A 23,216-nucleotide genomic window follows, 5' to 3' on the forward strand; every position below is an offset into this window, starting at 1 on the left:
GTAAGAAACGGGTCAGGCACCTAACTCAAAAACTCAAGAGCAGGGGGCTGACCCTTAACCCCAATAAATTACCACTTTATCCGCGCCGCGTCACTACCCAATTACACCAGTGCCCCGCCCAAACCGCCTTTCCTCAGCCCGGCGTGCAGCTTCCACCCGCATCCGGCTCAGGAACAGGACAAAGAAGAACGTCGGCAGGGCCATCATCGCGAAGAAGACAAAGGTATCGCCCACGGCCAGGACGGTCGCCTTCTGCATCAGCACCCCCCAGACGGCGCCCGGCGCGGCCGTTTTCGCCGTCACCGCACCCAGGGCCCCGGAAAGGTAGGCCGTGACCTGGCCCATCCCGATGTCGACCGCCGGCCGGCCGATGTCGGTGGCCTCCGCCAGGCGGACGGTGTGGAAGGCCTGGCGCTGCACCAGCATGTAGGTCAGAACGGCGATCCCGAAAGAGGTCGCGATCTGGCGGCAGACGTTCGTCAGGGCCGAGGCCCGCCCCACCAGGAACTTCGGGACGGTGTTCATCCCCGCGGTCATGATCGGCATCATCGCGAAGCCCATACCGACCCCGCGCAGGACCAGCCAGGCCTGCAGCCAGCGCATCGGCGTATCGGCGTCCAGGTTATGCAACTCATAGGTCGTCCAGAAGACGATGGCCAGCCCGAAGAGGGACGGAGGCAGGGCCCCGAATTTGTCAAAAATCTTCCCGCACAGTGGCATGACCAGGCCGCCGGCCAGAGCCATGGGCATCATGATCAATCCCGTCTGCATCGGGGTGTAGCCCTGGACGTTCTGGGCGAAAATGGGTACCAGGAAGATCGCCCCGAACATCGCGATGGAACACAGGGAGAGCGCGATGATGCTCGCCGTCAGCACCCGGTTGCGCAACAGGCGGACATCGAGCATCGGGTGGTCGGTGTACAGTTCCCAGAGGGCGAAGAGTAAAAGTGTGAAGAAGCTGACGGCCAGCAGGGTGACGATGTACTGCGACCCCCAGCCCTTGTTCTGCCCCTCGCTGAGGGCCAACAGGAGACAGAAGCAACCGGCGCCGCAGAGCAAAAACCCCGGGAAATCGAACTTCAGGCCCGGCTGCCGCTGGAGTTCCTTGAGTATAAACGCGACCAGGAAGACGTTAATCAAGCCGACGGGCAGGTTAATGTAGAAGATGAGGCGCCAGGAGAAGTTGTCGACCAGGTACCCGCCCAGGGTGGGACCGACGGCCGGCGCCACGGTCATGGTCAGGCCCCAGACGCCCATCGCTATCCCGATCTTATCGCGGGGCACGATCTGGTAGATGATGGCCTGCGAGAGCGGGATGACCATGCCGCCCCCGATGGCCTGAAAGGCCCGCGCCCCGATCAGGGCGTCGGCGCTCCAGGCCAGGCCGCACAGGCCGGAGGCCACGGTGAAGAAGACCAGGGCCAGCGCGTAGAGCAGCTTGTAGCCGTACCGGTCTCCCAGGTAACCGGTGATGGGGATGACCACCCCGCCGACAAGCAAGTAAATGGTCATCACCCACTGGATATGGTCGTAACTGGTGTTAAAGATGGCCATGATGCGGGGCAGGGCGACGTTGACGATGCTGGCGTCCAGGACACCCATAAAGGTCCCCAGCATCAGGACCAGCAACGCCGCCCAGGGAACCCGGCCGGAGGAGACCGCGGCGGGGGGACCGCCCGTACCGGTCACAGGTGGACCGCCTTCCATCGGAGACATCGGTTCTCACCGCCCTTATTCCGGTACTACCCCAATTTTAAGTTCGGTGCCTGACCCGTAACTTAAACCTGACCCATAACTTAAAACTAGCCTGTTTCCACGGCCGGGGCTCTCCGCGCGGCCCCCACGGCCGCTCGCCCGCCCCACGCTCTCCACTTCTCCTCCTCGCGGTACCGCGTGGCCTCCACCCGGCGCTTGCCCAGGAAGAAGATAAAGGGGATGGTCGCCGCGGCCAGGGCCGCCGCCACCAGGAAGGTCTCCCCCATGCCGGCGACCATGGCCTGCCGCTGCACCAGGCCGTCGACGGCCGAGAGGGCGACCCCCGGCCCCCCGCCCAGCGCGCCCAACTGCTGGACCGCCGCCGCGGACGGCGTCCCTACCGCCACGGCCTCGGCCAGCCGCTCGGCGTGAAAGGCCTGCCGCGTTACCAGGACGTGCGTCATGTAGGCGATGCCGAAGGAGGCCGCGATCTGGCGGACGGTGTTCGTCAGCGCCGAGGCCTGGCCGACCAGCGCCTTGGGCACAGTATTCATGCCCGCCGTGGAGATCGGCATCATGCAGAGGCCCAGGCCGACGCTGCGCACGGCCAGGATGTACTGCAGATGGCGGGCCGGCATATCCGGCGTCAGGGCGTGCAGCAGGTAAGTGGTGACCGTCACCACGCTCAGGCCCATCACCCCGAGGGGGGCGGCCCCCAGCCGGTCGAAGAGCCGCCCGGCGAAGGGCATGATCACGCCGGAAACCAGAGCCGCCGGCAGCAGGATAAGCCCGGTCTGCAGCGGGGAATAGCCCTGCACGTTCTGGGTGTAGAGCGGCACGAGAAAAACGGCCCCGAACAAGGCCACCGAGGCCAGGCCGGTGGCCAGCGTGCTCATCGTCAGCACCGGGTTGGTGAACAGCCGCACGTCGAGCATGGGCTCGGGCGATGCCAGCTCCCACAGGGTGAACAGCGTCAGGGTGAAGATGGCGGTGACGAACAGGGTCACGATCCCCTGCGAGCCCCAGCCCCAGTCCGCGCCCTTGGTGAGAGCCAGGAGCAGGCAAAAGCAGCCGGTGACGGCCAGGACGAAGCCCGGGAGGTCGAACTTCAGCCCATCCCGCCCCGGGGTGGACGGGAGCAGGAGAACCGTCAGCGGCAGGGCGATCAGCCCCACCGGGAGGTTAAGGTAAAACACCAGCCGCCAGCCCAGGTAGTCAACGATGTAACCCCCGACCGTCGGGCCTATGGCCGGAGCCATAACGAAAGCCAGGCCCAGGGTGCCCAGCGCGACGCCGATCTTCTGTATCGGCACCATCCGGTAGAGGAGGGCCATGCTGATGGGCATCACGATCCCGCCGCCGACGGCCTGGATGACGCGCGCGGCGATGATGGAATTAACGTTCCAGGACAGCCCCGCCAGCCCCGAGCCCAGCATAAAAAGCACGAGCGCCAGGATGTACACCCGCTTGTAACCGAAGCGGTCGCCCAGGTAGCCCGAGACCGGTATGACCACCCCCGAAACCAGCATGTAGGCCGTGAGCACCCACTGGATCTCGCCCGCCGAGGTGTTGAAGACGGCCATCAGACGGGGGATGGCTACGTTGACCGCGCTGGCCTGCAGCATGGCCATAAACCCGCCCAGGACAAGGACGGAAAGGGATAGCCAGGGGATATGCGCTTCGTCCTGACGCATTGCTCCCCTATCCCTTCAGGTGGATCCGGACCGCGGCGCTCATCCCGACCGTGAGTTCGGTATCCTGCGGAACCGGGAAGACGACCTTCACCGGCACCCGCTGCACGACCTTGATGAAGGTCCCGCTGGTGCTCCGCGAGGGCAGGAGGGAGAAGGTGGACGCCGTGGCCCGGCCGACGCTGTCCACCGTGCCGCGGAAGGTCCGCCCCGGGACGCCGTCCAGGGTGAAGTCCACCCGCTGCCCGGGCCGCACCCGGTCCAGCTTCTTTTCCTCCACGTTCACCGTGAGGTACACGTTATCCAGGTCGGCGATCATAAACATCGCCTGGCCGGGGACCGCCATCTCGCCCTCATTGGCCATCTTTTTTACGACCGTCCCGGCCGCCGGGGCGCGCACCACCGTCAGGTCGGGGTTGGTCCCCGGCGGCAAGGCGGCGTCATCGAGCCGCGCCATTGCCTGACCGGCTTCGACCCTCTGGCCCTCGTCGGCGTAAAGCTCCAGGATTTTTCCGGACACCAGCGGGCTGACCCGAACCAGAGCGGCGTCCAGATAGGCGTCCTCGGTCTTGACGTAATGGCGGTTTTCGTACCAGTAATAGTAGGTGATCCCGCCAAGGGACAGAATCATCAGGGCCAGCACCGCCCAGATGACGACCTTCATTTTTTCTTTGGCCATACGGTTATGCGCCTCCCATCCGCTGATAAACTTTTAAGTTTGGGGCCTGACCCCTAACTTATGACCCCTAACTTAAAACCGTTTCCTCCGGCGGCCGGCTCAAGCCCAAACGCCGCATTGCCCAGCGCCCGAAATCGTCCAGGATACTGTACATCACCGGCACCAGGAGCAAGCTGACGAGGGTCGAGAAGATCAGGCCGCCGATCACGACCACCGCCAACGGCGAATGCATCTCGCCGCCCTCCCCCAGCCCGAGGGCCAGGGGCAGCATGGCGAACACCGTGGCGAAGGCCGTCATCAGGATGGGCCGAAGCCGTATCGGGCCGGCGGTGCGGATCGCTTCCTCGCGCTCCATCCCCCGGGCCCGCAGGATATTGATGTAGTCCACGAGCACGATGGCGTTCTTGACCACTACGCCGACGCAGACGATGGCGCCGATGAAGGCCGGCACGGAGAAGTGCTTCCCCGTAAGCAGGAGCCCCAGGACCACGCCGGTCAGCGACACAGGCACCGAAAACATAATCGCCAGCGGCGAAACAAGGGACTCGAACTGCACCGCCAAAACCATATAAACCAGCACCACGGCCAGGATCAGGGCGATGCTCAGGTTGCCGAAGGTCTCGGCCATCTCCTCGGCCTCGCCGCCGTACTCGATGGTGTAGCCGGGAGGCAGCGGCAGGCCGGCCAACCTGGCCTGGGCGTCCTTAATCACGCTCCCCAGGTCGCGCCCGACCAGTTTCCCGCTGATGGTCACCACCCGCGCCTGGTTCTCGCGGCTGATGGTCGTCGGGCCCTCGCCCACGCGCAGCTCGGCCACGTCACGGAGGGGCACCTGCTCCCCGCTCGGGGCGGTGATCAGCAGGTCTTCCAGGTCGGCGACGTCCTCCCGCGCGTCCCCCGCCAGCCGCACGCGGACATCGATCTCGTCCCCGCCGACGCGGTAAAGCGTGGCCACCTCGCCCTGCACGGACGTACGGACGGCCGAGGCGATATGGGCGACCGAGAGACCGTGGGCCCCGGCGCGGTCCCGGTCAACAACGATCTCGACCTCCGGGCGCCCCTCCGCCAGGCTGGACTCCACCTCGCGCGTGCCCGGGACCTGCTTCAAAAGGGCCACCGCCTGGTCGGCCAGGCGCTCCAGGGCCGCCAGGTCGTCGCCCTTCAACTTGATCTGCAGGCCGCCGCCGCCACCCGTACTGAACATCCCGCTCTCGCTCGTAACGTTATACTCAATGCCAGGAAAGCGGGCCAACTCCCGGCGGAACTGGTCGGCCACCTGCTCCGCCGAACGCTGTCGCTCGCTCTTGTCCTTCAGCATCAGGTCGATCATCGCCCGGTCCGTGCTGCCTCCGCCAAACCCGGAGCGTTCCTCCTGGCTGCCGACGCCGAGGGTGACCATCGCCGTCTCGATCTCAGGGACAGCCCGGGCCATCTCCTCGACCCGGGTCACCACCCTGTCGGTCGCTTCCAGGCTGGAACCACGGGGCATCCGGATCGTGATGCTCACGATGCCCTCGTCCATCTTGGGCATGAACTCCGTCCCCACCACCGGCACCAGGAACAGGCTGCCGAAGAAAAGGGCGGCGGCGATGCCCACCACCCGCCGGCGGCGCTTGAGCCCCCAGTCGAGCAGCCGTCCGTAGCGGGCGTTCAGCCCGTCGAGGCGGCTGCCGAAGCCCTTGAGCGCCCGCCGCACAATGCCCCGCGGCTCCCCTTTCCCGTCCAGGTACAGCAGCCGTGACGAGAGCACGGGGATCAGGGTCATGGCCACCAGGTAGGACGCCACCAGAGCGAAGGAAACGGTGAGGGCCAGCGGCCCGAAAAGCTCCGAGGTCAGGCCCTGGACGAAGATGACCGGCACGAAGACGGCGATCCCGGTGGTCGTCGCCCCCAGGACCGCCCCGCCGACCTCGTCGGCGCCGAAGGTGGCGGCGTCAATCAGGTCCCGCCCGCCCTGACGCCGGCGGTAGATGTTCTCCAGGACGACGATGGCGTCATCGACAATCATGCCGATCCCCAGGGCCAGCCCGCCCAGGGTAAGCATGTTGAGCGTGCCGCCGGTAAAGTAGACCAGTGTAAAGGCGCCGATCACGGCCACGGGGATCGAGGTGGCAATGATCAGGGTCGTGCGGATATTGCGCAGGAAGAGGAAGATCGCCAGGACGGCCAGGAAACCGCCGGCAAAGACATCCCTGACCAGCCCGTTGATCGAAGACTCGATGAACTCCGCCTGGTCGAAGGCCGGAATGAAACTCAACCCGCCGGGCACGCTCTTCTCCAGTTCGGCAACGGCTTTGCGCACCTCGCGCACCACGCTGACCGTGTTCGCCGTCGGCTGCTTGGAGACGACAATGGCCAGGCTCGGCTTGCCGTTCAGGCGGCTGACCGTGGTCTGGTCCTTGATACCGTCCCGCACCTCGGCGACGTCCATCAGGCGCACGGCCGCCCCCGTGGGGGTGTTGATCACCGTATCCTGGATGTCCTTCAGGTCGCGGAACTCTCCCGGGACGCGGATCAGGAAGTCCTTACTGCCTTCCTGCACCGTGCCCCCGGACTGGTTGAGGTTGGACATCCCCAGGGCCTGGGTGACCTGGGAAAGGGAAAGGCCGTAGCCGTATAACTTGGCCGGGTCGACCAGAACCTGGATCTCCCGCTCCTCCCCGCCCTGGATGGAAACCGAGGCTACGCCCTCCAGCCTCTCCAGGCGCGGCTTGACGACCTCGTCCAGGGTCCGCTTCAGGGTCGCCAGGTCCTGGTCCCCGGTGACGCCGTAGATGACCGCGGGCATCATAGAGACGTCGGCCTTCATCACCATCGGGGATTCGACGTCTTTGGGAAGCAGGCCTTTGTAGAGGTCGATTTTCTCCCGCATCTGCAGAGTGGCGAAGTTCATGTCGGTGCCCCAGTCGAAACCGACCATAACCATGGACGACCCGGCCTGGGACGTGGAAAGGATGTCCTTGACGTTTTCCACGCTCCCGACGGCCTGTTCCAAGGGCTTGGAGACCATCTGCTCCACTTCCTGGGGCCCCGCCCCGGGATAGCTGGTGACGACCACCGCGTAGGGCAGGTTCATGCGGGGGAGCAGGTCGATGGCGAGTCGTCCGAAGGAGACCAGCCCGAGGATGATGATGGCCAGCATGACCATCATCACCGTCACCGGGCGGCGGACGGACCAATGGGCGATTTTCATCAGCGCTTAGCCTCCTGGTCGGCCACCAGGATCTTCGCCCCGTCATTGAGGACACTCTGCCCGGAGACGACCACCTTTTCTCCAGCCTCAAGACCGGAGATCACGGCAATGTTCCTCCCGTCGGACTCGCCGACGGTCACCTCACGCACCTTGGCCTGATTGCCCTCAACGACAAAGACAGTGCTCTTTTCTCCGCGGAAGACCACGGCGTCGCGCGGGACCATGAGCGTCTCCCCGCCGCCGCCGAGATCGATAGTGGCGAACATCCCGGGCTTCAAGACGCCGTCCGGGTTGGCGATCCGCACCTTGACCGGATAAGCCCTGGTCTGAGGATCGGCCGCCGGGCTCACCGTGGCGATCGTCCCCTTAAAGCTCTGATCGCCCGCGGCCTTTATCCGGACCGTGACTTCCTGCCCGGGCTTGAGACGGTTGATCTGCTCCTCCGAGGCCGTGGTTTCCACGAACACCGCGTCGATGTTCACGATCGTCAGCACCGGCATCGACGGCGAGGCCAACTCACCCGGGTTCACGTTCCGCGCGGTGACCACGCCCGTCACGGGAGTGGTCAGGATAGTGTTCTCATAGTTGGCCCGGGCCTGGGCAAGCTGCGCGGGAGCGGTGCGATCATAGGCCTCCTTGGCCAGATCGTAGGGCTTCTGGTACGCGTTCTCGAACTCGGCCGGAGCGATGGCCTGCTGCTCCAGCAAGAGCTTGCCCCGTTCGTAGTTCTTCTTCGCCGAATCGAAATTGATTTCCGCCTGGCGCAGGCCGGACTCGGCGAGGGTCACCGCCGCCGCCATCTCGGGGGCGTCCAGCCGCAGCACGACCTGCCCGGCCTTTACCCGGTCACCGACATCGACCAGCACCTGGCCGACCTTCCCCGCCATCTTGGGCACCAGGTTGACTTCCACCGCGGCGGCCACCTTGCCGGTCAGGATATCGCCCCGGTCCAGGCGGCCCTTGGTCACCTCGGCCACCGCCACCGGCACCGCCTGGTCCTTCGCGGCCTCATTCTGCCCCTTCTGGCCGCAGCCCGCCAGGACCAGGCCCAGCACCAGAAGCCCGAGTACGGCCGCCAACACCAGCCGTTTCGGTCTATCCACCATCCCTCTCCCCCTCATCTTTTAAGTTAGGGGTCAGGCACTTAACTTAAAAGTCCTGCGTCAGGTGCCCGACCCTCCCTTTCAGGCCTTTGCGGACTGACCGGAAGGACTCTCTTCAACCAACCGCAAAAGTTTCCTGCAGATCTCCAACATAGCCTTCAGGTCCTCCAGGGGCAGGCGCCCGAAACACCCGCGCAGGGCATCCTGCCACCGCTTCAGAGCCTCATCCATCACCCTCTGCCCATGCTCCGTCAGGCTCAACCAGACCACCCGCCGGTCCGCCGCGTCGCGCTCCCGCGCCGCCAGGCCGGCCTCGCAGAGCCGGTCGGCCGCCGCCGTGATGGCGCTCAGAGACACACCCAGTTCCTCCGCCAGTTCTGAAACGGTCGCCCGTCCCCGATGGTGCATTATCTTGCACATCGCGAACTGGCTCATCGTCAGACCTTGTGGAATGTACCGCATGTGCCGGCTATGCATCTGCCGGAAAAGCCGGGCGATGAGCTCCTCCGCCTCACGCAGATAGAGGTTGCGCCGGTCGTTATCCAATACTCATCCCTCCTCCGCGCCGTCGCCCATTACTTAAAAGACTTAATAGTTCACTGGCTAAATCATATGCAAACGATACGCCACCGTCAAGAAGAAATTCAAGCCTCTGTTTGTTTTTAGAAGAGCCAGGTGTCGACCATCATGGCGAGGAAGAGGAAAAAGAGGTAGGGGCTGGAGAACTTGAAGAGCGTCCAGGCCGCGCGGCGCGTGGGACGCCGGTAGACATGGGCGCTGAGGGCCAGGGTGGCCGCACCGAGGGCGAGGGCGGTGGCGAGGTAGACCGGGCCCCAGTCGCCGGCGAAATAGATGAGGACCGAGCAGGCGGCCATCATGATCACGGTCATCAGCAGGCAGTGCAGAGCCTTCTTGATGTCGCAGACCACCGGGAGCATGGGCACCTTGACCTTGGCGTACTCGTCACGGTAAAAGATGGCCAGGCTCCAGATGTGGTTCGGTATCCAGAGGACCACCAGGGCCGCGATGAGCAGGGCCAGGAGGGAGACCTCCCCGGTCACCGCCGCCCAGCCGAACAGCGCGGGCAGCCCCCCGGAAAAGCCGCCGAGGATGATGTTCCAGGAGTTCTTGCGCTTCAGCCAGACGCTGTAGACGCCGACGTAGCCCAGCATCCCGCCCCAGAGGCAGGCCCAGGCCACCCAGTTCAACCGCCAGGCCAGGAGCAGGGAGACGATAAAGAGGAAGAGTCCCCAATAAAGGGCGCGCACCGGCGGGTAGATACGTCCCGAGGGCACCGGGCGGCGGCGGGTGCGCCCCATGGCAACGTCCAGGTCACGGTCCACATAGCAGCTGACGGCGTTCGCGCCGGCGCAGGCCAGGGTCACCGCCGCCAGGGCCAGAGCGAACTGGGCGCCGCTGAAGGGATGGCCGGCCATGGCCACGACCATCACCGCCAGCGCCGTAAACACCAGCAGCAAGACCGAGACCGGCTTCGTCACCTGGACGTAGGCCCAGAGCACGTCCCACGTGGAAAGCCCCACGGCCGGCCGGATCACCGGGGCCGCGCTCAGATTCGTCGGCCTGTCTTCCACTTCCGCAACCCATCCTTTTAAGTAAGGGGTCAGGCACTTTACTTCAAACCAGGAGGCCTTGCGGCCAAGCTCCCATACGGCGTTAGTATTCGACCCCGGCCGACTTAATCCTGCTACGGCCGTACAACCATATTAGGGTTAACCGGGGCAGCAAAACCAACCACCAGGCCCCCGGGGAGGTGCAGGTCAAGGGCCCCGGAGCCGGGATCAGACGGCGGCACCGGCAGCGGGGGTCTCACAGGGTACGGAGACGATACCCGGCAAGGGTTGAGGGAGACCGTTATCATCCCCCGCTGGCACAGCTTTAACGGCAGGGGCGGGGCGACCTTCCGCGGCTCCGCCCGGTGGCGGCGGCCGGAATAACGCCGGAGCGGTTCCGGATCATCGTCCGGTTCATCCGGCTCCACCGCCGGTGGAGGCGGTTCCTCGCCAGGGTCGTCTCCGCCCGGTGGGTCGTCCTGCGCCGGGGGATCCGGCTCTTCGCCCGGGTCACCTTCATTCGGCAGGTCGTCCCCCGCCGGTGGAGGGGGCGGCGGCGCCTCCGGAGTAACAAAAGACGCCCAATCACTCCAGAGAACTTCCTCTTCATAGGGGACGGTGCACCCCACCCGCCATGAATATGTTTTGCCATGCTCCAGGCGGACGTCTCCTGGAACGTCCGCCTCGACCGTGCCGTTGTCACAGGTAAACCCGTCGAACTCCACCGAAAGGCCGTCACCGTAGACCTGCCAGGTAACGCTCACCGGCTCGTCCCCGTCCGGGTCGCTGAACGCCGCCCGTAAGACGGGCGTCAGGCTGTCCACCGTGTCCCCGTCCCTCGGCGAGACGGCTTCCGGTGCGTCGGGCGGGTGGTTCAGGAGCAGGGTCCGCAGGCCGCCCGGCCCACCGGCGACGTAGATGCAGCGGCCGTTGACGTAAAGGCCCTGGGCGTTAAGGGTGTCGTACCGCGCCACCTCCACCGGCGTTGCGGGGTCCGCGATGTCGAGGACCGCCACCCCTTCTATGCCGTCGGCGACATAGGCATACCGCTCATCGGCCCGGACGTCCCAGGCAAACCCGGGAGTATCAAAGGCGCCCAGATCGCGAGAAAGGTCCAGCTCCGTCCTGATCCGCAGCCCGTAGTTTCCGGTGGCAATGAATATCAGACTGCCGCGGGCAAAAACCCCCTGGCCGGCGGCGGTGAGACTGCCCGATCTCAAGGCCCGCCAAGCAAGAGGGTCGGCCGCATCCGCCAGGGTCAAAAAGTAGCCGTCGCCGCCACTGGTGGTCAGGTAGGCCCTATCGCCCGCCACGAAGGCGTCAACGATCGAACGACTACTGGTGAACACAGTCTTCAGGTCATCATTGTAAACAGCGTATACGGTACTGCCGCCCACCGCGTAAGCCCAGCCGTTACCGCCAAATACGCGGGTCGAGCCCCCACTGATCGTAAAGCGCCCAACTTGCTTCGGATTGGCAGGATCACTAACATTTATTACTTTTACACCATCAGTACCAGCCAGGTATACCTGCTGTTCCACGGCGAAAACATCGCGAGCGCCGATACTTGAGAAAAGGGCCTTGGGAGAGGGCCCTGAAGGGTCGGTCAAGTCGACTATCCGCAACCCCCAGGACTGGTCAGCCAGGTAAGCGTACCCATCCGCCACCTGCACCGCCCTTATGTTTACACTCTCGCCACTCCACGACCCCAGCTCAACCAACTCCACTTCGCCCGGCGCCGCCCACGCCCCCGTAACCGCCGCCAGCAAGACCATTATCGCTACGCCGATAAACATCACATAATAATACCCGCACCGCCCCAGGCACACCCGCCTATCCCTCCAAAACAAGAAAACTAGTGCTCGGTTTGACATAATCCAGCATTTTCCCTGCCAGAATCGGCTGGTTTTCACAAAACACACCTGGTTTTAAGTAAAGGGTCAGGCCCCTTACTTAAAAACCCTACGGAGGCTACCCTTCCAAGGCAGGAAACCCCGGCAAAAAGGGAGAATCTTCCCTATTGTGTATGTCCAACAAAAGCCGCTTGGCCGGCCGACCCCGAACAAGGCTTAGGAGGCGGATGCAGAAGGTGCAGCAAACGTACACCCAGCACGTCAACCGCCGTTACGCGCGGGTGGGGCACGTTTTCCAGGGCCGTTACAAGGCCTTTCTGGTTGACGACGACGCCTACCTCCTCGCCCTTGTCCGCTACATTCACCTGAACCCGGTTCGGGCCGGTATTACCGCCGCTCCCGGTGACTATCCCTGGTCCAGCCACCGCCATTACGCCGCGGGCGAGGGCCCGGGACGGGTTCATACCGCCTTCGTCCGCGAGGTCCTGGCGTCCTATAGCATGAAATCAATCGAAGACTGCGAGTCCCTGCTCCTCAACCCCGCAAACGGGCAAACGGAGGAATTCCCCGGCGGCCGGCCAACGCGAGACCCCGACGGCATGTGTCCCGCCCCCGAAGCGGTTCTCCGAAGTGTCGCCGCCGTTACCGGCGTGAGTGTGTCCAACATCACCGGTCCGGTGCGCGAACACGCCGCCAGCCGGGCACGTTGGCTGCTGGCTTACTACGCCGTGCGCCTCGCCGGGTTGAGCGCCAGCACCGTCGCGCGGCTGGTTGGACGCTCACCCGCGGCGGTGACCCTGGCCGTGAACGAGGTCTCCGCCCGGCTGGCCGCCGGCGAAAAAGAATGGGCGCGGATGCTGGCGGAGGTCGAGGCCTTGCTCGGCCAACCGGCGCCTCACCAGCCTTCCTAATTTAAACACGATGACGTTTTACTCCCCAGGGACCCCATGCTATGATGAGGAGGAACATTGTAGAGGAGGAAATCTCCGGCACGATGAAAGCCCTGGTCGCCGACGACTCCGCCACCGTGCGCGTAGTCCTGCGGGCCTCTTTGAGCCAGTGGGGGTTCGAAGTTGCCCTCGCCAGGGACGGTAACGAGGCCTGGGACGTGCTGCAGGGAGAGAACCCCCCCAGCATCGCCGTCCTTGACCTCGTGATGCCGGGCGTCGACGGGCTGGAGCTGTGCCGCAGGATTAGGAGCCGCCCGAAGGGCAATTACATCTACGTCATCATCCTGACCGCCCGGAACAACAAGGAGGCCCTGGTCGCGGGCTTCGAAGCGGGGGCCGACGACTACATCAAGAAGCCGTTCGACCTGGAAGAACTGCGGTACCGTCTGCAGAGCGGGCGAAGGGTTATCGAGCTGGAGCGGGAGGTCCGGCGCCTCGCGGCCACCGACTTCCTTACGGGCCTGCTGAACAGGCGGTTCTTCATGGACCGCCTGGAGACCGAGATCAACCGGGCGGCCCGGGAGAACATCAACCTCTCCCTTGTCATCACCGATATCGATCACTTTAAGAGGGTCAACGACACCTGGGGCCACCAGGCCGGTGACCTCGTATTGCGCGAGTTCGCAGCCTGCCTCACCTCGCTCTGCCGGCCTTACGACTTCACCGGCCGCTACGGGGGCGAGGAGTTCATCATCTGCCTGCCCAGGACGGACTGCGACCAGGCGGCCGCTGTCGCCGAGCGCATGCGCGCCGGCATTGAGCGCCTAAGCGTGCCCCTCGCCGCCGGCGCATGTGTCAGCGTGACCTCCAGCTTCGGCGTGGCCTCGCTCGCCGGACCCGAGGCCCAGGACATTGACTCGCTGATCAACCAGGCCGACAAAGCCCTCTACCGCGCCAAGGCGGAGGGGCGAAACCGGGTCTGCGTTTTAACCAGGGGTTTAACTTAGGGGTCAGGCCCTGAACTTAATACTTTGCACGCCCGGCGATACCCGGCATGGGGGTTGCGCGCAATACCTCAGCCTGATATAGTGGAGATACCAGCCTCGAGCAAGGCTGGCGGGGTCCCCCAGGTGGATGATGGGGATGAGGGCCCCCGCGGCGCGGCATCCACCCGTGCCGGCTCCGTGGAAGGCTGGGGTACACGTAAAAGGGACTCCAGCAAGAGATAACAATCCCTGCCGAACACGGGCGGGGTTTTCTTTTTTGTACAGGAGGCCGATTGATGCTGCGACACCGGCCGGCCCGCACCATAATCCTGATCGCCATCCTGCTGATCCTGGCCCTCGCGGGCTGCGGCGCCCGCCCGCCCGCCGGCCCGCCGGCCAGCCCACGCACAGGCGCCAATCCCCCGGCCCCGCCGCCGGTTCCCGAGACGCGCCACGACCTGGTCGTCTACGGCGGCAGCTTCGCCGGCTGCGCCGCGGTCGCCCAGGCCGCCTACCGGCTGCCGGCCGACCGCACCGTCGCCCTCGTCGTCCCCGAGAGCGCCCTGGGCTCCATCGGCACCGTCGGGGGGCAAAACTACTTCGACATCCGCCGCTGGAAGGGCCGCCTCGTCACCCAGGGCAGCTTCCGCCGCTGGCTGGACGCCTACGGCCAGGGCTACCCGACCGCCGCCATGGCCGAAATCCTTAAGCAGGACCTCCTCTGCCTCGGCGGCGACCGCGTTACGATCCTCTTCCGCCACGAGGTCGAGAGCGTGGGTACGGCTGCCGGCGGGCGGATCACCCACGTCGACGTGCGCCCGGTCGCCCGGGATCCGGAAAGCCTGGAGATCCACTGGGCCGGCCCCCCGCGCCGCCTGAGCGCCGCCCTCTTCATCGACGCCTCGGACACCGGCCGCCTGACCCGCCTGGCCGGCGTCCCCGTGACCTCCGGCCGCTATGACCGCGCCGGGGACAACTACCAGCAGACGGCCACCCTGATGTTTAAGGTCCGGGGCCTCGACGTCGACGCCGCCCTCGCCTACCGCGACCCGTCCGGCGGCGCCGACTTCAAGTACGGGCGGGACGCCGACCTCAGCCTCCTGGGCTGGGGCGGCGGACGCTTCGTCTGGCAGCGCGACCCGGTGATCAGACAGTACAACAAACAGAGCGACCGTTTCACCACCAAGCCCTACAACATCGCCGAGGACGCCGGCGGCACCTGGTGGATCAACACCCTCATGATCCACAAGGTCGACGGCCGTCTGCAGGCCCTCGACCGCGGCACCCCCCGCTGGCCCGCCGACGCCCCGCCGGACGCCTGGGACACCGACACCGCCTACCGCATGGCGGTGGCCGAGATCCAGTCCCCCGCATTCCTGGCCGCCCTGCGGCGCTTCCCCGGCTTCGAGAACGTAGAGCTGGTGCGCGACGAGAACGGGCGCCCGGTGGTCGGCGAGGTCCTCTACCTGCGCGAGACCGTCCACGCCGTCACCGACCGCGCCGCGATCAGCAGCGATTCCAGCGGAACCAACTACATCGTCACCCCCCGCCTGGTGCGCGCCGCCGGAGCCGCCGGGGCGCGGGGCGAGGACGGCAAGCGCTACGCCGAGCGCGTCGGCCTCGCCTTTTACAGCGTCGACCTGCACGCCTACGTCAAGGGCGGCCGGCAGGAGAACGAACTGCTCCTCAAGCGCGGCGGCGACCCGCCCAACCCCTTCTACGTGCCCTGGCCCGCCCTGACCACACCCTACGCCCCGAACCTCATCATCCCCGGCTACGCCCAACGCACCGCATCCGAGCCCTGGGGCGAGATGCGCGTCATCCCCAATCTCTGCGTCTGCGGGGACGCCGCCGGCGCCGGCGCCGCCTACTGCCTGGTCCGCGGCCGCGACCCGGCCGCCCTCACCCCCGCCGACCTGGCCGAGATCCGCCGGATGCTGGCCACCTGGCCGGGCCGCGCCGCCCGCCTGGAAAAGTAACCTTTTAAGTAAGGGGCCTGACCCCTTACTTAAACTTAAGAAGCGGAGGTGAGGAGGGAGCGGGTGTAGGGGTGTTGCGGGTCGGACAGCACGGCGGCGGTGGGGCCGCACTCCACGATGCGGCCGGCCTGCATCACGGCGATGCGGTCGCTGACCTTGCGCGCCACGGCGATGTCGTGGGTGATGAGGACCAACGCCAGGCCGCGCTTCTCCTGCAGGTCGAGCAGGAGCTTGATGATCTTAGCCTGAACGCTGGCGTCAAGGGCCGAGGTCGGCTCGTCGGCCACCAGCAGCCGCGGGCGCACGGTCAGCGCCCGGGCGATGGTTACCCGCTGCGCCTCGCCGCGGCTGAGATGGTGTGGATACTTCGCCAGAAACTCGTCGTTCGTGGGAAGATGCACGTCGGCCAGGGCGCGGCGCACGGTCTCCAGCCGCTCCCCGGGGGGCGTGTTGTTGAGCAGGTCCAGCGGCTCGCGCACCGCCTGCAGGACGTCGAAGCGGTGGCTGATGGACTCCATCGGGTCCTGGAAGACCATCTGCACGGCCCGGTAGAACTCCCTGCCCCTCCGCCCCACCGGCTGGTCCTCCAGGTAGACCCGGCCCGCGTCGGCGGACACCAGGCCCATCACCAGGTTGGCCAGGGTCGTCTTCCCCGACCCGCTCTCCCCCACGACGGCCAGGGTCTCCCCCTCCTCCACCGCCAGGCTCACCCCGTCCACGGCCAGCGTGTCCCCAAACCGCTTGCGCAGCCCCTCGACCCGCAGGACGGGGATGATCCCCCCGCGGTGGCAGGCCAGCCGCCGTCCGTCCCCATCGGCGGCCGGCCGGGGCTCGGACGCCCGGCAGGACTCCAGCGCCTGGGTGCAGCGCGGCGCGAAGACGCAGCCCGCGGAAGGCAGAACGCCCGTCCCGGGCACGCCCTGCAGGTCCTTGGTCGTCGTCATGTCCGGAAAGGCGCGCAACAGCCCCCGCGTGTAGGGGTGCCGCGGCCGCCCGAGCACCGCCTCCGCCGGTCCCTCCTCCAGAATGCGTCCTCCGTAAAGCACGGCCACGCGCTCACAGAGCCGGGCCGTGGCGCCCAGGTCATGAGTCATGACGATCAGAGTACGGTCCCGGCAGACGCGCCGGATCAACTCCAGGATGTCCTTCTTGGTCCCGGCGTCCAGGGACGCGGTCGGCTCGTCCATAATGACCAGCCGCGGGTCGCAGGCCAGGGCCATGGCGATCATCGCCCGTTGCTTCTCCCCCCCGCTCAGCGCATGGGGGAAGGCCTCGCGCTTCGCCGCCGGCAGCCGCACCTCGCGCAGCAGCTCCCGCGCGCGCTCCAGGGCCCTGCCCCTCTCCGCCAGGCCGTGCTCCACCAGGGGCTCGGCCACCTGGTCCACCACCCGCAGCGCGGGGTGCAGGGCGTCCCCCACCGACTGGAAGACCAGCGCGATCTCGGTCCAGCGCCGCCGGCGCATCTCCTCCGGCGGCAGGGCCAGCAGGTCCTCCCCCCGCCACAGGACGCGGCCCTTCGGCTTCCCCCGGCTGAGCCCGGCCACGGCCAAGCCCAGGGAACTCTTCCCGGCGCCCGACTCGCCGATCACCGCCAGGGACGCCCCCTCCGGGAGGTCCAGGCAAAGGTTGTGCAGTACGGTACGCTGCCCGTAGGACAGCGTCAGGTTCTTAATCTCCAGCATGTTCATCTCTCCTGAGCCGCGGGTCGAGCAGGGGTTCCAGGACGCTGCCCAGCAGGAGGAAAGAGAGCAGCGTCAGGGCCAGGGCGATCCCCGGCGGCAGCAGCCACCAGGACCAGGCCGGGGTGTAGTAGAACTGGAGCGCCTGCTGCAGCATCATCCCCCAGCTGACGGCCGTCGGGTCGCCCACCCCGAGGAAGGCCAGGCCGGCCTCCAGCAGGACGGCGCGCCGCGCGCTCTGGATAAAGGACACCAGCAGGACCGGCGCGATGTCGGGCAGGAGGTGCCTGAACAGCAGGTGCCGCGTCGAAGCACCGAAGGTGCGCGCCGCCAGGACGTGCGCCTTCTCTCTAAGGATCAGGACCTGGGCGCGGACGATGCGCGCCCCGGCCGCCCACCCGGTGAGGGCGATGACCAGGACCAGCCCGGCGAAGCGCAACGGCACGTAAGCCGCCAGCACGATCACGATGACGATCGTGGGCACGGCCAGCATAGCGTCCGTGAGGCGCATCAGCATGGCATCGACGCGCCTCCCGCCCAGCACCGCCCCGGCCCCCGTGAGGAAGGACAGGGCCGTCGTCAGGCAGCCGGCGGCCAGGGCCACGGCCAGCGAGCGCCGCGCCCCGTGCAGGAGCTGCGCCATGACGTCCTGGCCCACGTCGTTGGTCCCTAGCCAGTGCGCGGCCGAGGGCGGCTGGAGAACGGCCTGGCTGAAGGCCTCGGGCGCATGCGGCCACAACGGGGCCGCCGCCCCGGCGGCCAGCGCCGCTAGCAGGAGCCCCCCGCCGACCCGCCCCACCGTCGACCCCTTGACGGCACCCCAGTAGTTAATATGCATGGCCGGCCCTCGGATCGACCCGTACCAGGGCGTAATCGGCCAGGGCGTTGGCCGCCAGCACGGAAACGGTGATCAAAAGGAAGAGCCCCTGCAGCAGCGGGTAGTCGCGCATGGCCAGGGCGTCCTGCAGCAGGCCGCCGATGCCGGGATAGGCAAAGACGACCTCGACGAAGACCGCCCCCGTCACCAGCCGCCCCACCCGCACCCCCAGGCGCGCCGTGACCGGGCCCAGGGCGGCGCGGCCGGCGTGGCGGTAGCGCACCACCCGGTCAGTGAGCCCCTTCGCCCGCGCCGTCAGAACGTAGCGCTCACCCAGGACGGTCACCATGCTGCCGCGGGTGAGGAGAAAGAGGTCGGTCAGGTTGGTCAGCGTCAGCACCGCCAGCGGCAGGGCCAGGTGGCGGGCCGCGTCCAGGGCCAGCGCCCAGCCGGTATACCCGGCGTAGGGCGTCAACGCCCCGGACAGCGGGAACCAGTGCAACAGCACCCCGAAGAGGAGCAGGAAGAGGATCCCCAGGAAGAAGTCGGGCAAACCGTTCACCAGGCCGAGCAGCCACAAAAGGCCCCTGTCCCCCGCCTTGTCCCGCCGCCAGCCGGATTCGATGCCGAGCCACATCCCCAGGAGCGACGAGAGAAGGAAGGCGCTCCCGGCCAGCAGCAGCGTCCAGGGCAGCGCCCCGCCGATGACCTCGGGCACCGGGCAGCCGTAGTAGTAAGACTGTCCCAGGTCCCCCCGCGCCAGGCGCCCCAGGTAGAACAGGAACTGCTCCGCCAGGGGGCGGTCCAGGCCATAGCGGCGTTCCAGGGCGGCATAGGCCTCGGGGGTCATCTCAACGAGCATCTCGCCACCGTAGATGGCCTGCAGCGGGTCGCCCGGCATCAGCCGGGGCAGGGCGAAATTAACGGCCACGATCAAGACCAGGGCCACCAGGTAACTCGGCCAGCGGCTGGGCACGACCGCCCGTCACCTCACTTGACGAAAGACATCTTGTTCAGCGGGACGGGCACGCCCGAGGCCACGCCACCGCGCGTGTAGAACAGCGGCACCGTTCCGTCATGCGCCCAGTACCGGTCCGGGTAGTACAGCGTCAGGGCCGGGACGTCCCGCGCGTACAGCTCCTGCGCCTTCTGCACCAGGGCCTTGCGCTGCGCCTCGTCCGTCGCCCGCACCTGGGCCTTGAGCGCCTGCCCCAGCCCGGGGTCGGCGTCAAAGCGGGCGCTGTTGAAGCCCTTGCCCAACACGGCGCGGTTGAACTGCACGGGGTCCCCCCCGAGGCCGCCGTGCCCGCTGACGGCCAGGTCAAAGTCCCACTTCAGAACCCGGTCGTCCACCGTCTTACTCTCCAGGCAGACCAGGTCCACCCCGACGCCGACCTGTGCCAACTGCCGCTTTATTAGTTCCGCATCGCGGGTCTGGTCCGCGCGGCAGAGCAGCTCCACTTCCAGCGGCCGGCCGTCGCGCGCGTAGAAGCCGTCCGGCCCCTTACGGTAGCCCAGGGACTCCAGCAGCGCCGCGGCCTTCTCCGGGCTGTGCCCGTACTGCTCCGCACCGGGGGCGTACCACTCGCTGTCCGGCGGGATGAAGCCCGGGTTGCCGACCATGGCCTGGCCGCGCTGGGCGACTTCCACGATCTCCTGCCGGTCAATGGCGTAGGCCAGCGCCTGGCGGAACTCCCGCGCGCCGAAGGGCTCCTTCCGGTGGTTGATCATCAGCTTGGCGTTCCAGTAATAGGGGCTCTTAATAACCGTGAAACCCGCCTCGGCCAGCACATCCCGGTTCTCCGGCGGGATGGAGCCGGCGTTGATCTCCTTGCGCTGGAGAGCAGCGGCCGTCATCCCCTCGTCCATCTTCACGAAGCGGAGTTCCTTCACCGTCACCTTGCCCCCATAGTAGTCCTCGTTGGCGAGATAACGGTACGTGCCCTGCGCCTTATTGTAGTCGCCGTATTCGAAGGGGCCCGTACCCACCAGCGCCGCCGGCTCCCGGAAGGCCGCCGGGTCCTCGACCCCGCTCCAGATGTGCTTCGGGATGATGGGCAGCGTGCCGGCGATGTTGTCCAGGAAGGGAGCGTAAGGCGCGTCCAGGGTCACGACCAGCGTTTGCTTGTCGGGAGCTTCCGCCTTCTGCACCGGCGTCAGGTCCGTAAAGGCGTATGTGTGCTCCCTCGCATAGTTGAACGTGAACGCCGCGTCGGCGGCCGTGCAGGGACGACCGTCGTGCCAACGCACCCCGTCGCGCAGCTTAAAGGTCCAGACCCGGCCGCTCCCGTCGCAGGACCAGCTCTCGGCCAGGGCGGGGACGAAGCCCTTATCGTCCTTCCAAACCAGGGTGTCGAAGAGCAGGCTCATCCGGATGTAGCCGGGGCCGCGCTCGTAGTGGGCGAAGGGGCTCGGGAAGCCCCAGTCGCCGGTGTCGTCGGCGATGGTGTACACCGCGGGCGCCGTCCGCGCCCCTTGGCCCAGGCCGGGCTGCTGCGCACCGTTACCCCCGCAGCCGACGGTCAGGGCGGCGGCGAGCGCCAGGACCAGCACCGGGGTGACGATCTTCATCCAACGCTGCGGCATGTCAGCACACCTTCCTTGTCTACTCGATCTATTTGCCGCCGCCCGCAAGCGGCGTCGCGTAATTATCGGCGCAGGGGATACAGACCGGCTCCCCGTCCCGCATCCGCACGCGCGGCTCCATCGCCGCCTCGCCGCAGGAACTGCAGACCACCGACCGGAAGATGCGCGCCTTCGGCGGCAGGTCGACCCGCGCCTCCCGGACATCCAGCAACTCCTCCTCCGGCATCTCCAGGAGTTCGCGGATCCTGGCTTCCCGCATGGCGGCGAAGGCCTCCCGCTCCTCCGGGCCGGCCGTCCCGGCCATCACCTTGTTCATCAGCGCCGTATAGGAGGGGTCGCTCTGCCCGCTTTTCCGCACGGCGACGCGCACCGCCCGCCCGCTCTTGCGGCTGCCGATGGTGAAGACCTGCTTGCCGTAGTCCCGGAAGATGAGGTTGCCCTTGCCGAAGGTACAGCCCGTCAGGACCTGGACGGCGTCCACCGCGCAGCAGTCGTTTTCCACGATGGCCACCAGTTCCTCGTCCTCGGCCCGCATCTCCCGCAGCCGCTCCAGCGCCGCCAGGGCCGCACGGTAGCCGGTGACCAGACCCGGGCAGGCGTGGCCGTGGAAGGCCAGGACTCTTTCCCAATCCGACACTTGACACATTTCGCGTTCTCCTCCTTGTCCGAATGTGTTGACCAAAACAAAAACCACGGAGACCCCCGCTTCAGCGGGATACAAACCTCCGTGGTTCGGCGTCCAAAACCAGGGTGCTGAAGTCTTACCGGTTAGCGGCTACTTGCCGCCATTCTTCACAGCGAATACTTCGTCATCATTGTTTAAATTCCTGCCGCGACCGGCAATACGTTTGAACGTTCGACCTCTTCAGGCTTTCGGGCCCGGCCGAGTGGCCGGTCGCCGCGCGGGATTCTCATAATGAACCTGGTCTCCCCGGGCTGCGAGGAACAGTAGATGTCTCCCCCATGGTCCAGGGCGATGCGCTTGGAAATGGAGAGGCCGATCCCCGTCCCCGAGTCCTTGGTGGTAAAGAAGGGCACAAAGACCTTTTCCCTCAGCCCTTCGGGAATTCCCGGGCCGCTGTCCCGGACCTCCAGGAAAATGTCTTGCGGGCCCTGGTACGTCTTGATCTCCACCCGTCCCCCCTTGCCCACCGCCTGGTAAGCGTTGCTGACCAGGTTCAGGATGACCTGTTTCACGCTGCCGGGATCGGCGCCCACTTCCGGCAGATCCGGGGCCGGGGTTATTGATAGGCGCACTTCCAGGTGAAGAGCCTCGTTTGCAAGCACTCCACGCATGCCCTCGACGATATCGTTCAGGTTAACCGGCACTTTCTTTATCTCCTGGGGCCTGGCAAGCTCAAGAAAGTCCTGCGTAATCTTCGCCAGCAGTCCGATCTCCTCCAAGGCTGTCTCCAAGTAGCGCCGGACGTCCCTTACCTTCGTCCCGTCTTTCTGTTCCAGGACCAGTTGCAAATAGCCGCTGATGGCCGCCAGCGGATTACGTATCTCGTGCGCCACCCCCGCCGCCATCTCGCCGACGGCCGCGAGGTACGAGGCCCTGCGGACCTCCTCCTTCAGCCTCAGGTACTCGGAGATGTTTTCAACGATCGCGATGCTGCTTTCACCATCGGGAGTAAGGTACCGGCTGAAGTGGACGCGGAACTTTTCTCCTTCAAATTCTATCTCGTCAAATTCATCCAATCCCACGCCCCCCGCCTTCCCGACAACCGCCGGGGACAGCCGGGCCTCGATGAGCCTGGTCTCGATGTCCCCTACCAGTGGGTTCGCGTAGACCCTCTCCCCCTTTTCGTTCAGGACACATACTCCCAGCGGGATGTTGTCGACCAGGCGTTGCAGGTTATCCGCCTCTCTCCTGGAACGCGCCAGCGCCTGCCTGGTGATCTCTACCATCCCGCCCACCAGGTAGGCCATGGCGATAAGCACAATGGCCGAGGCCAGGAAGGCCTCCAGGTTCTGCACGTCCCCGACCGCGTATTTTTTGAACCCCAGCAGAGCGGAAATGAAGAGGGCGACGGCGATGCCAGCCCTCTTGCCGTAGCTGAGGGCGAGCAGGAAGACGGGTACGATGCTCAGCAGCGCCGACTGCTCCGTGAAAACGGCCACCAGGGTGGACCCAATGACGACCGCCGCCAAAAGAAGGTGTTCCACCCCGGTCAGTTTAAACGTTATCAGTCTTGAGCGGCTGATCAAACAAAGCGCTGTGACGACCCCCAGCGGGATGGTCCAACCGGCGACAGACAAGCCCCACATCCCAAGGTCCACGGTAGGAGGTGACCAGAGCCAGATCTTTTGATCGACAAACGACCCCAGCGTGGACAATGCGCACGACAGCAACAACAGGCAGTACGTCGCCCAGGCCAGTTCAGTCGCCTCGGAGAGGTCATGATAGGTTTTCATCGTGTCCTGCGCCACCGCCTACAACTCCTGCACAAAAAAGGGGCACAGCAACTGTGCCCCATCATCCCACGGGACC

At 66.2% G+C, this 23,216-nt stretch carries 17 protein-coding genes; 3 read left to right on the forward strand and 14 right to left on the reverse strand.

Features of this window, described 5'->3' with window-relative positions:
- Positions 1-93: 93 nt before the first annotated feature.
- The 8 genes from QMC81_08225 to QMC81_08260 all read right to left on the reverse strand — a co-directional run bounded on the left by QMC81_08225 (position 94) and on the right by QMC81_08260 (position 11,761).
- Positions 94-1,689 (reverse strand): DHA2 family efflux MFS transporter permease subunit, encoded by a 1,596-nt coding sequence (locus tag QMC81_08225; GenBank protein MDI6907455.1) that lies wholly within the window; start codon positions 1,687-1,689, stop codon positions 94-96.
- A 113-nt stretch (positions 1,690-1,802) separates the two neighbouring features.
- On the reverse strand, positions 1,803-3,389 hold the full coding sequence (locus QMC81_08230; GenBank protein MDI6907456.1) for a DHA2 family efflux MFS transporter permease subunit: 1,587 nt from the start codon (positions 3,387-3,389) through the stop codon (positions 1,803-1,805).
- A 7-nt stretch (positions 3,390-3,396) separates the two neighbouring features.
- Positions 3,397-4,065: an efflux RND transporter periplasmic adaptor subunit gene (locus tag QMC81_08235; GenBank protein MDI6907457.1), complete on the reverse strand. Its 669-nt coding sequence runs from the start codon at positions 4,063-4,065 to the stop codon at positions 3,397-3,399.
- A 67-nt stretch (positions 4,066-4,132) separates the two neighbouring features.
- Positions 4,133-7,258, reverse strand: coding sequence for an efflux RND transporter permease subunit (locus QMC81_08240; protein MDI6907458.1), 3,126 nt, complete (start codon positions 7,256-7,258; stop codon positions 4,133-4,135).
- Positions 7,258-8,361, reverse strand: a complete 1,104-nt coding sequence (locus tag QMC81_08245) for an efflux RND transporter periplasmic adaptor subunit (protein ID MDI6907459.1) — start codon at positions 8,359-8,361, stop codon at positions 7,258-7,260. The genes QMC81_08240 and QMC81_08245 overlap by 1 nt, the downstream gene beginning before the upstream one ends.
- 81 nt (positions 8,362-8,442) lie before the next feature.
- Positions 8,443-8,907, reverse strand: coding sequence for a MarR family transcriptional regulator (locus QMC81_08250; GenBank protein MDI6907460.1), 465 nt, complete (start codon positions 8,905-8,907; stop codon positions 8,443-8,445).
- 116 nt (positions 8,908-9,023) lie between these two features.
- Positions 9,024-9,953 (reverse strand): heme o synthase, encoded by a 930-nt coding sequence (locus QMC81_08255; GenBank protein ID MDI6907461.1) that lies wholly within the window; start codon positions 9,951-9,953, stop codon positions 9,024-9,026.
- 113 nt (positions 9,954-10,066) lie between these two features.
- Positions 10,067-11,761 (reverse strand): hypothetical protein, encoded by a 1,695-nt coding sequence (locus tag QMC81_08260; protein ID MDI6907462.1) that lies wholly within the window; start codon positions 11,759-11,761, stop codon positions 10,067-10,069.
- A gap of 251 nt (positions 11,762-12,012) precedes the next feature.
- On the opposite strand from QMC81_08260, the gene QMC81_08265 reads away from it, so the two are divergent.
- The 3 genes from QMC81_08265 to QMC81_08275 all read left to right on the forward strand — a co-directional run bounded on the left by QMC81_08265 (position 12,013) and on the right by QMC81_08275 (position 15,640).
- Complete coding sequence (locus QMC81_08265) at positions 12,013-12,696, forward strand: hypothetical protein (GenBank protein MDI6907463.1); 684 nt, start codon at positions 12,013-12,015, stop codon at positions 12,694-12,696.
- An 83-nt stretch (positions 12,697-12,779) separates the two neighbouring features.
- Entirely contained in the window at positions 12,780-13,682 is a 903-nt protein-coding gene (locus tag QMC81_08270; protein MDI6907464.1) for a diguanylate cyclase, read from the forward strand.
- A 275-nt stretch (positions 13,683-13,957) separates the two neighbouring features.
- Positions 13,958-15,640 (forward strand): FAD-dependent oxidoreductase, encoded by a 1,683-nt coding sequence (locus QMC81_08275; protein ID MDI6907465.1) that lies wholly within the window; start codon positions 13,958-13,960, stop codon positions 15,638-15,640.
- A 35-nt stretch (positions 15,641-15,675) separates the two neighbouring features.
- On the opposite strand, the gene QMC81_08280 is transcribed toward QMC81_08275, so the two are convergent.
- The 6 genes from QMC81_08280 to QMC81_08305 all read right to left on the reverse strand — a co-directional run bounded on the left by QMC81_08280 (position 15,676) and on the right by QMC81_08305 (position 23,155).
- Complete coding sequence (locus tag QMC81_08280) at positions 15,676-17,322, reverse strand: ABC transporter ATP-binding protein (GenBank protein MDI6907466.1); 1,647 nt, start codon at positions 17,320-17,322, stop codon at positions 15,676-15,678.
- Positions 17,309-18,157, reverse strand: coding sequence for an ABC transporter permease (locus tag QMC81_08285; protein ID MDI6907467.1), 849 nt, complete (start codon positions 18,155-18,157; stop codon positions 17,309-17,311). Before QMC81_08285 ends, QMC81_08280 begins: the two co-directional genes overlap by 14 nt.
- Positions 18,147-19,112 carry an ABC transporter permease gene (locus QMC81_08290; GenBank protein ID MDI6907468.1) on the reverse strand — a complete coding sequence of 322 codons (966 nt, stop codon included), beginning with the start codon at positions 19,110-19,112 and terminating at the stop codon, positions 18,147-18,149. Before QMC81_08290 ends, QMC81_08285 begins: the two co-directional genes overlap by 11 nt.
- Positions 19,113-19,126: 14 nt before the next feature.
- Positions 19,127-20,722 carry an ABC transporter substrate-binding protein gene (locus QMC81_08295; protein ID MDI6907469.1) on the reverse strand — a complete coding sequence of 532 codons (1,596 nt, stop codon included), beginning with the start codon at positions 20,720-20,722 and terminating at the stop codon, positions 19,127-19,129.
- Between the two features lie 28 nt (positions 20,723-20,750).
- A complete protein-coding gene (locus QMC81_08300) occupies positions 20,751-21,368 on the reverse strand; it encodes an FmdE family protein (GenBank protein ID MDI6907470.1) in 618 nt (205 codons plus the stop codon).
- A gap of 173 nt (positions 21,369-21,541) precedes the next feature.
- Positions 21,542-23,155, reverse strand: coding sequence for an ATP-binding protein (locus QMC81_08305; GenBank protein ID MDI6907471.1), 1,614 nt, complete (start codon positions 23,153-23,155; stop codon positions 21,542-21,544).
- Between the last annotated feature and the right edge of the window lie 61 nt (positions 23,156-23,216).

Source organism: Thermoanaerobacterales bacterium (assembly GCA_030019475.1).
Classification (GTDB): domain Bacteria; phylum Bacillota; class Desulfotomaculia; order Desulfotomaculales; family JASEER01; genus JASEER01.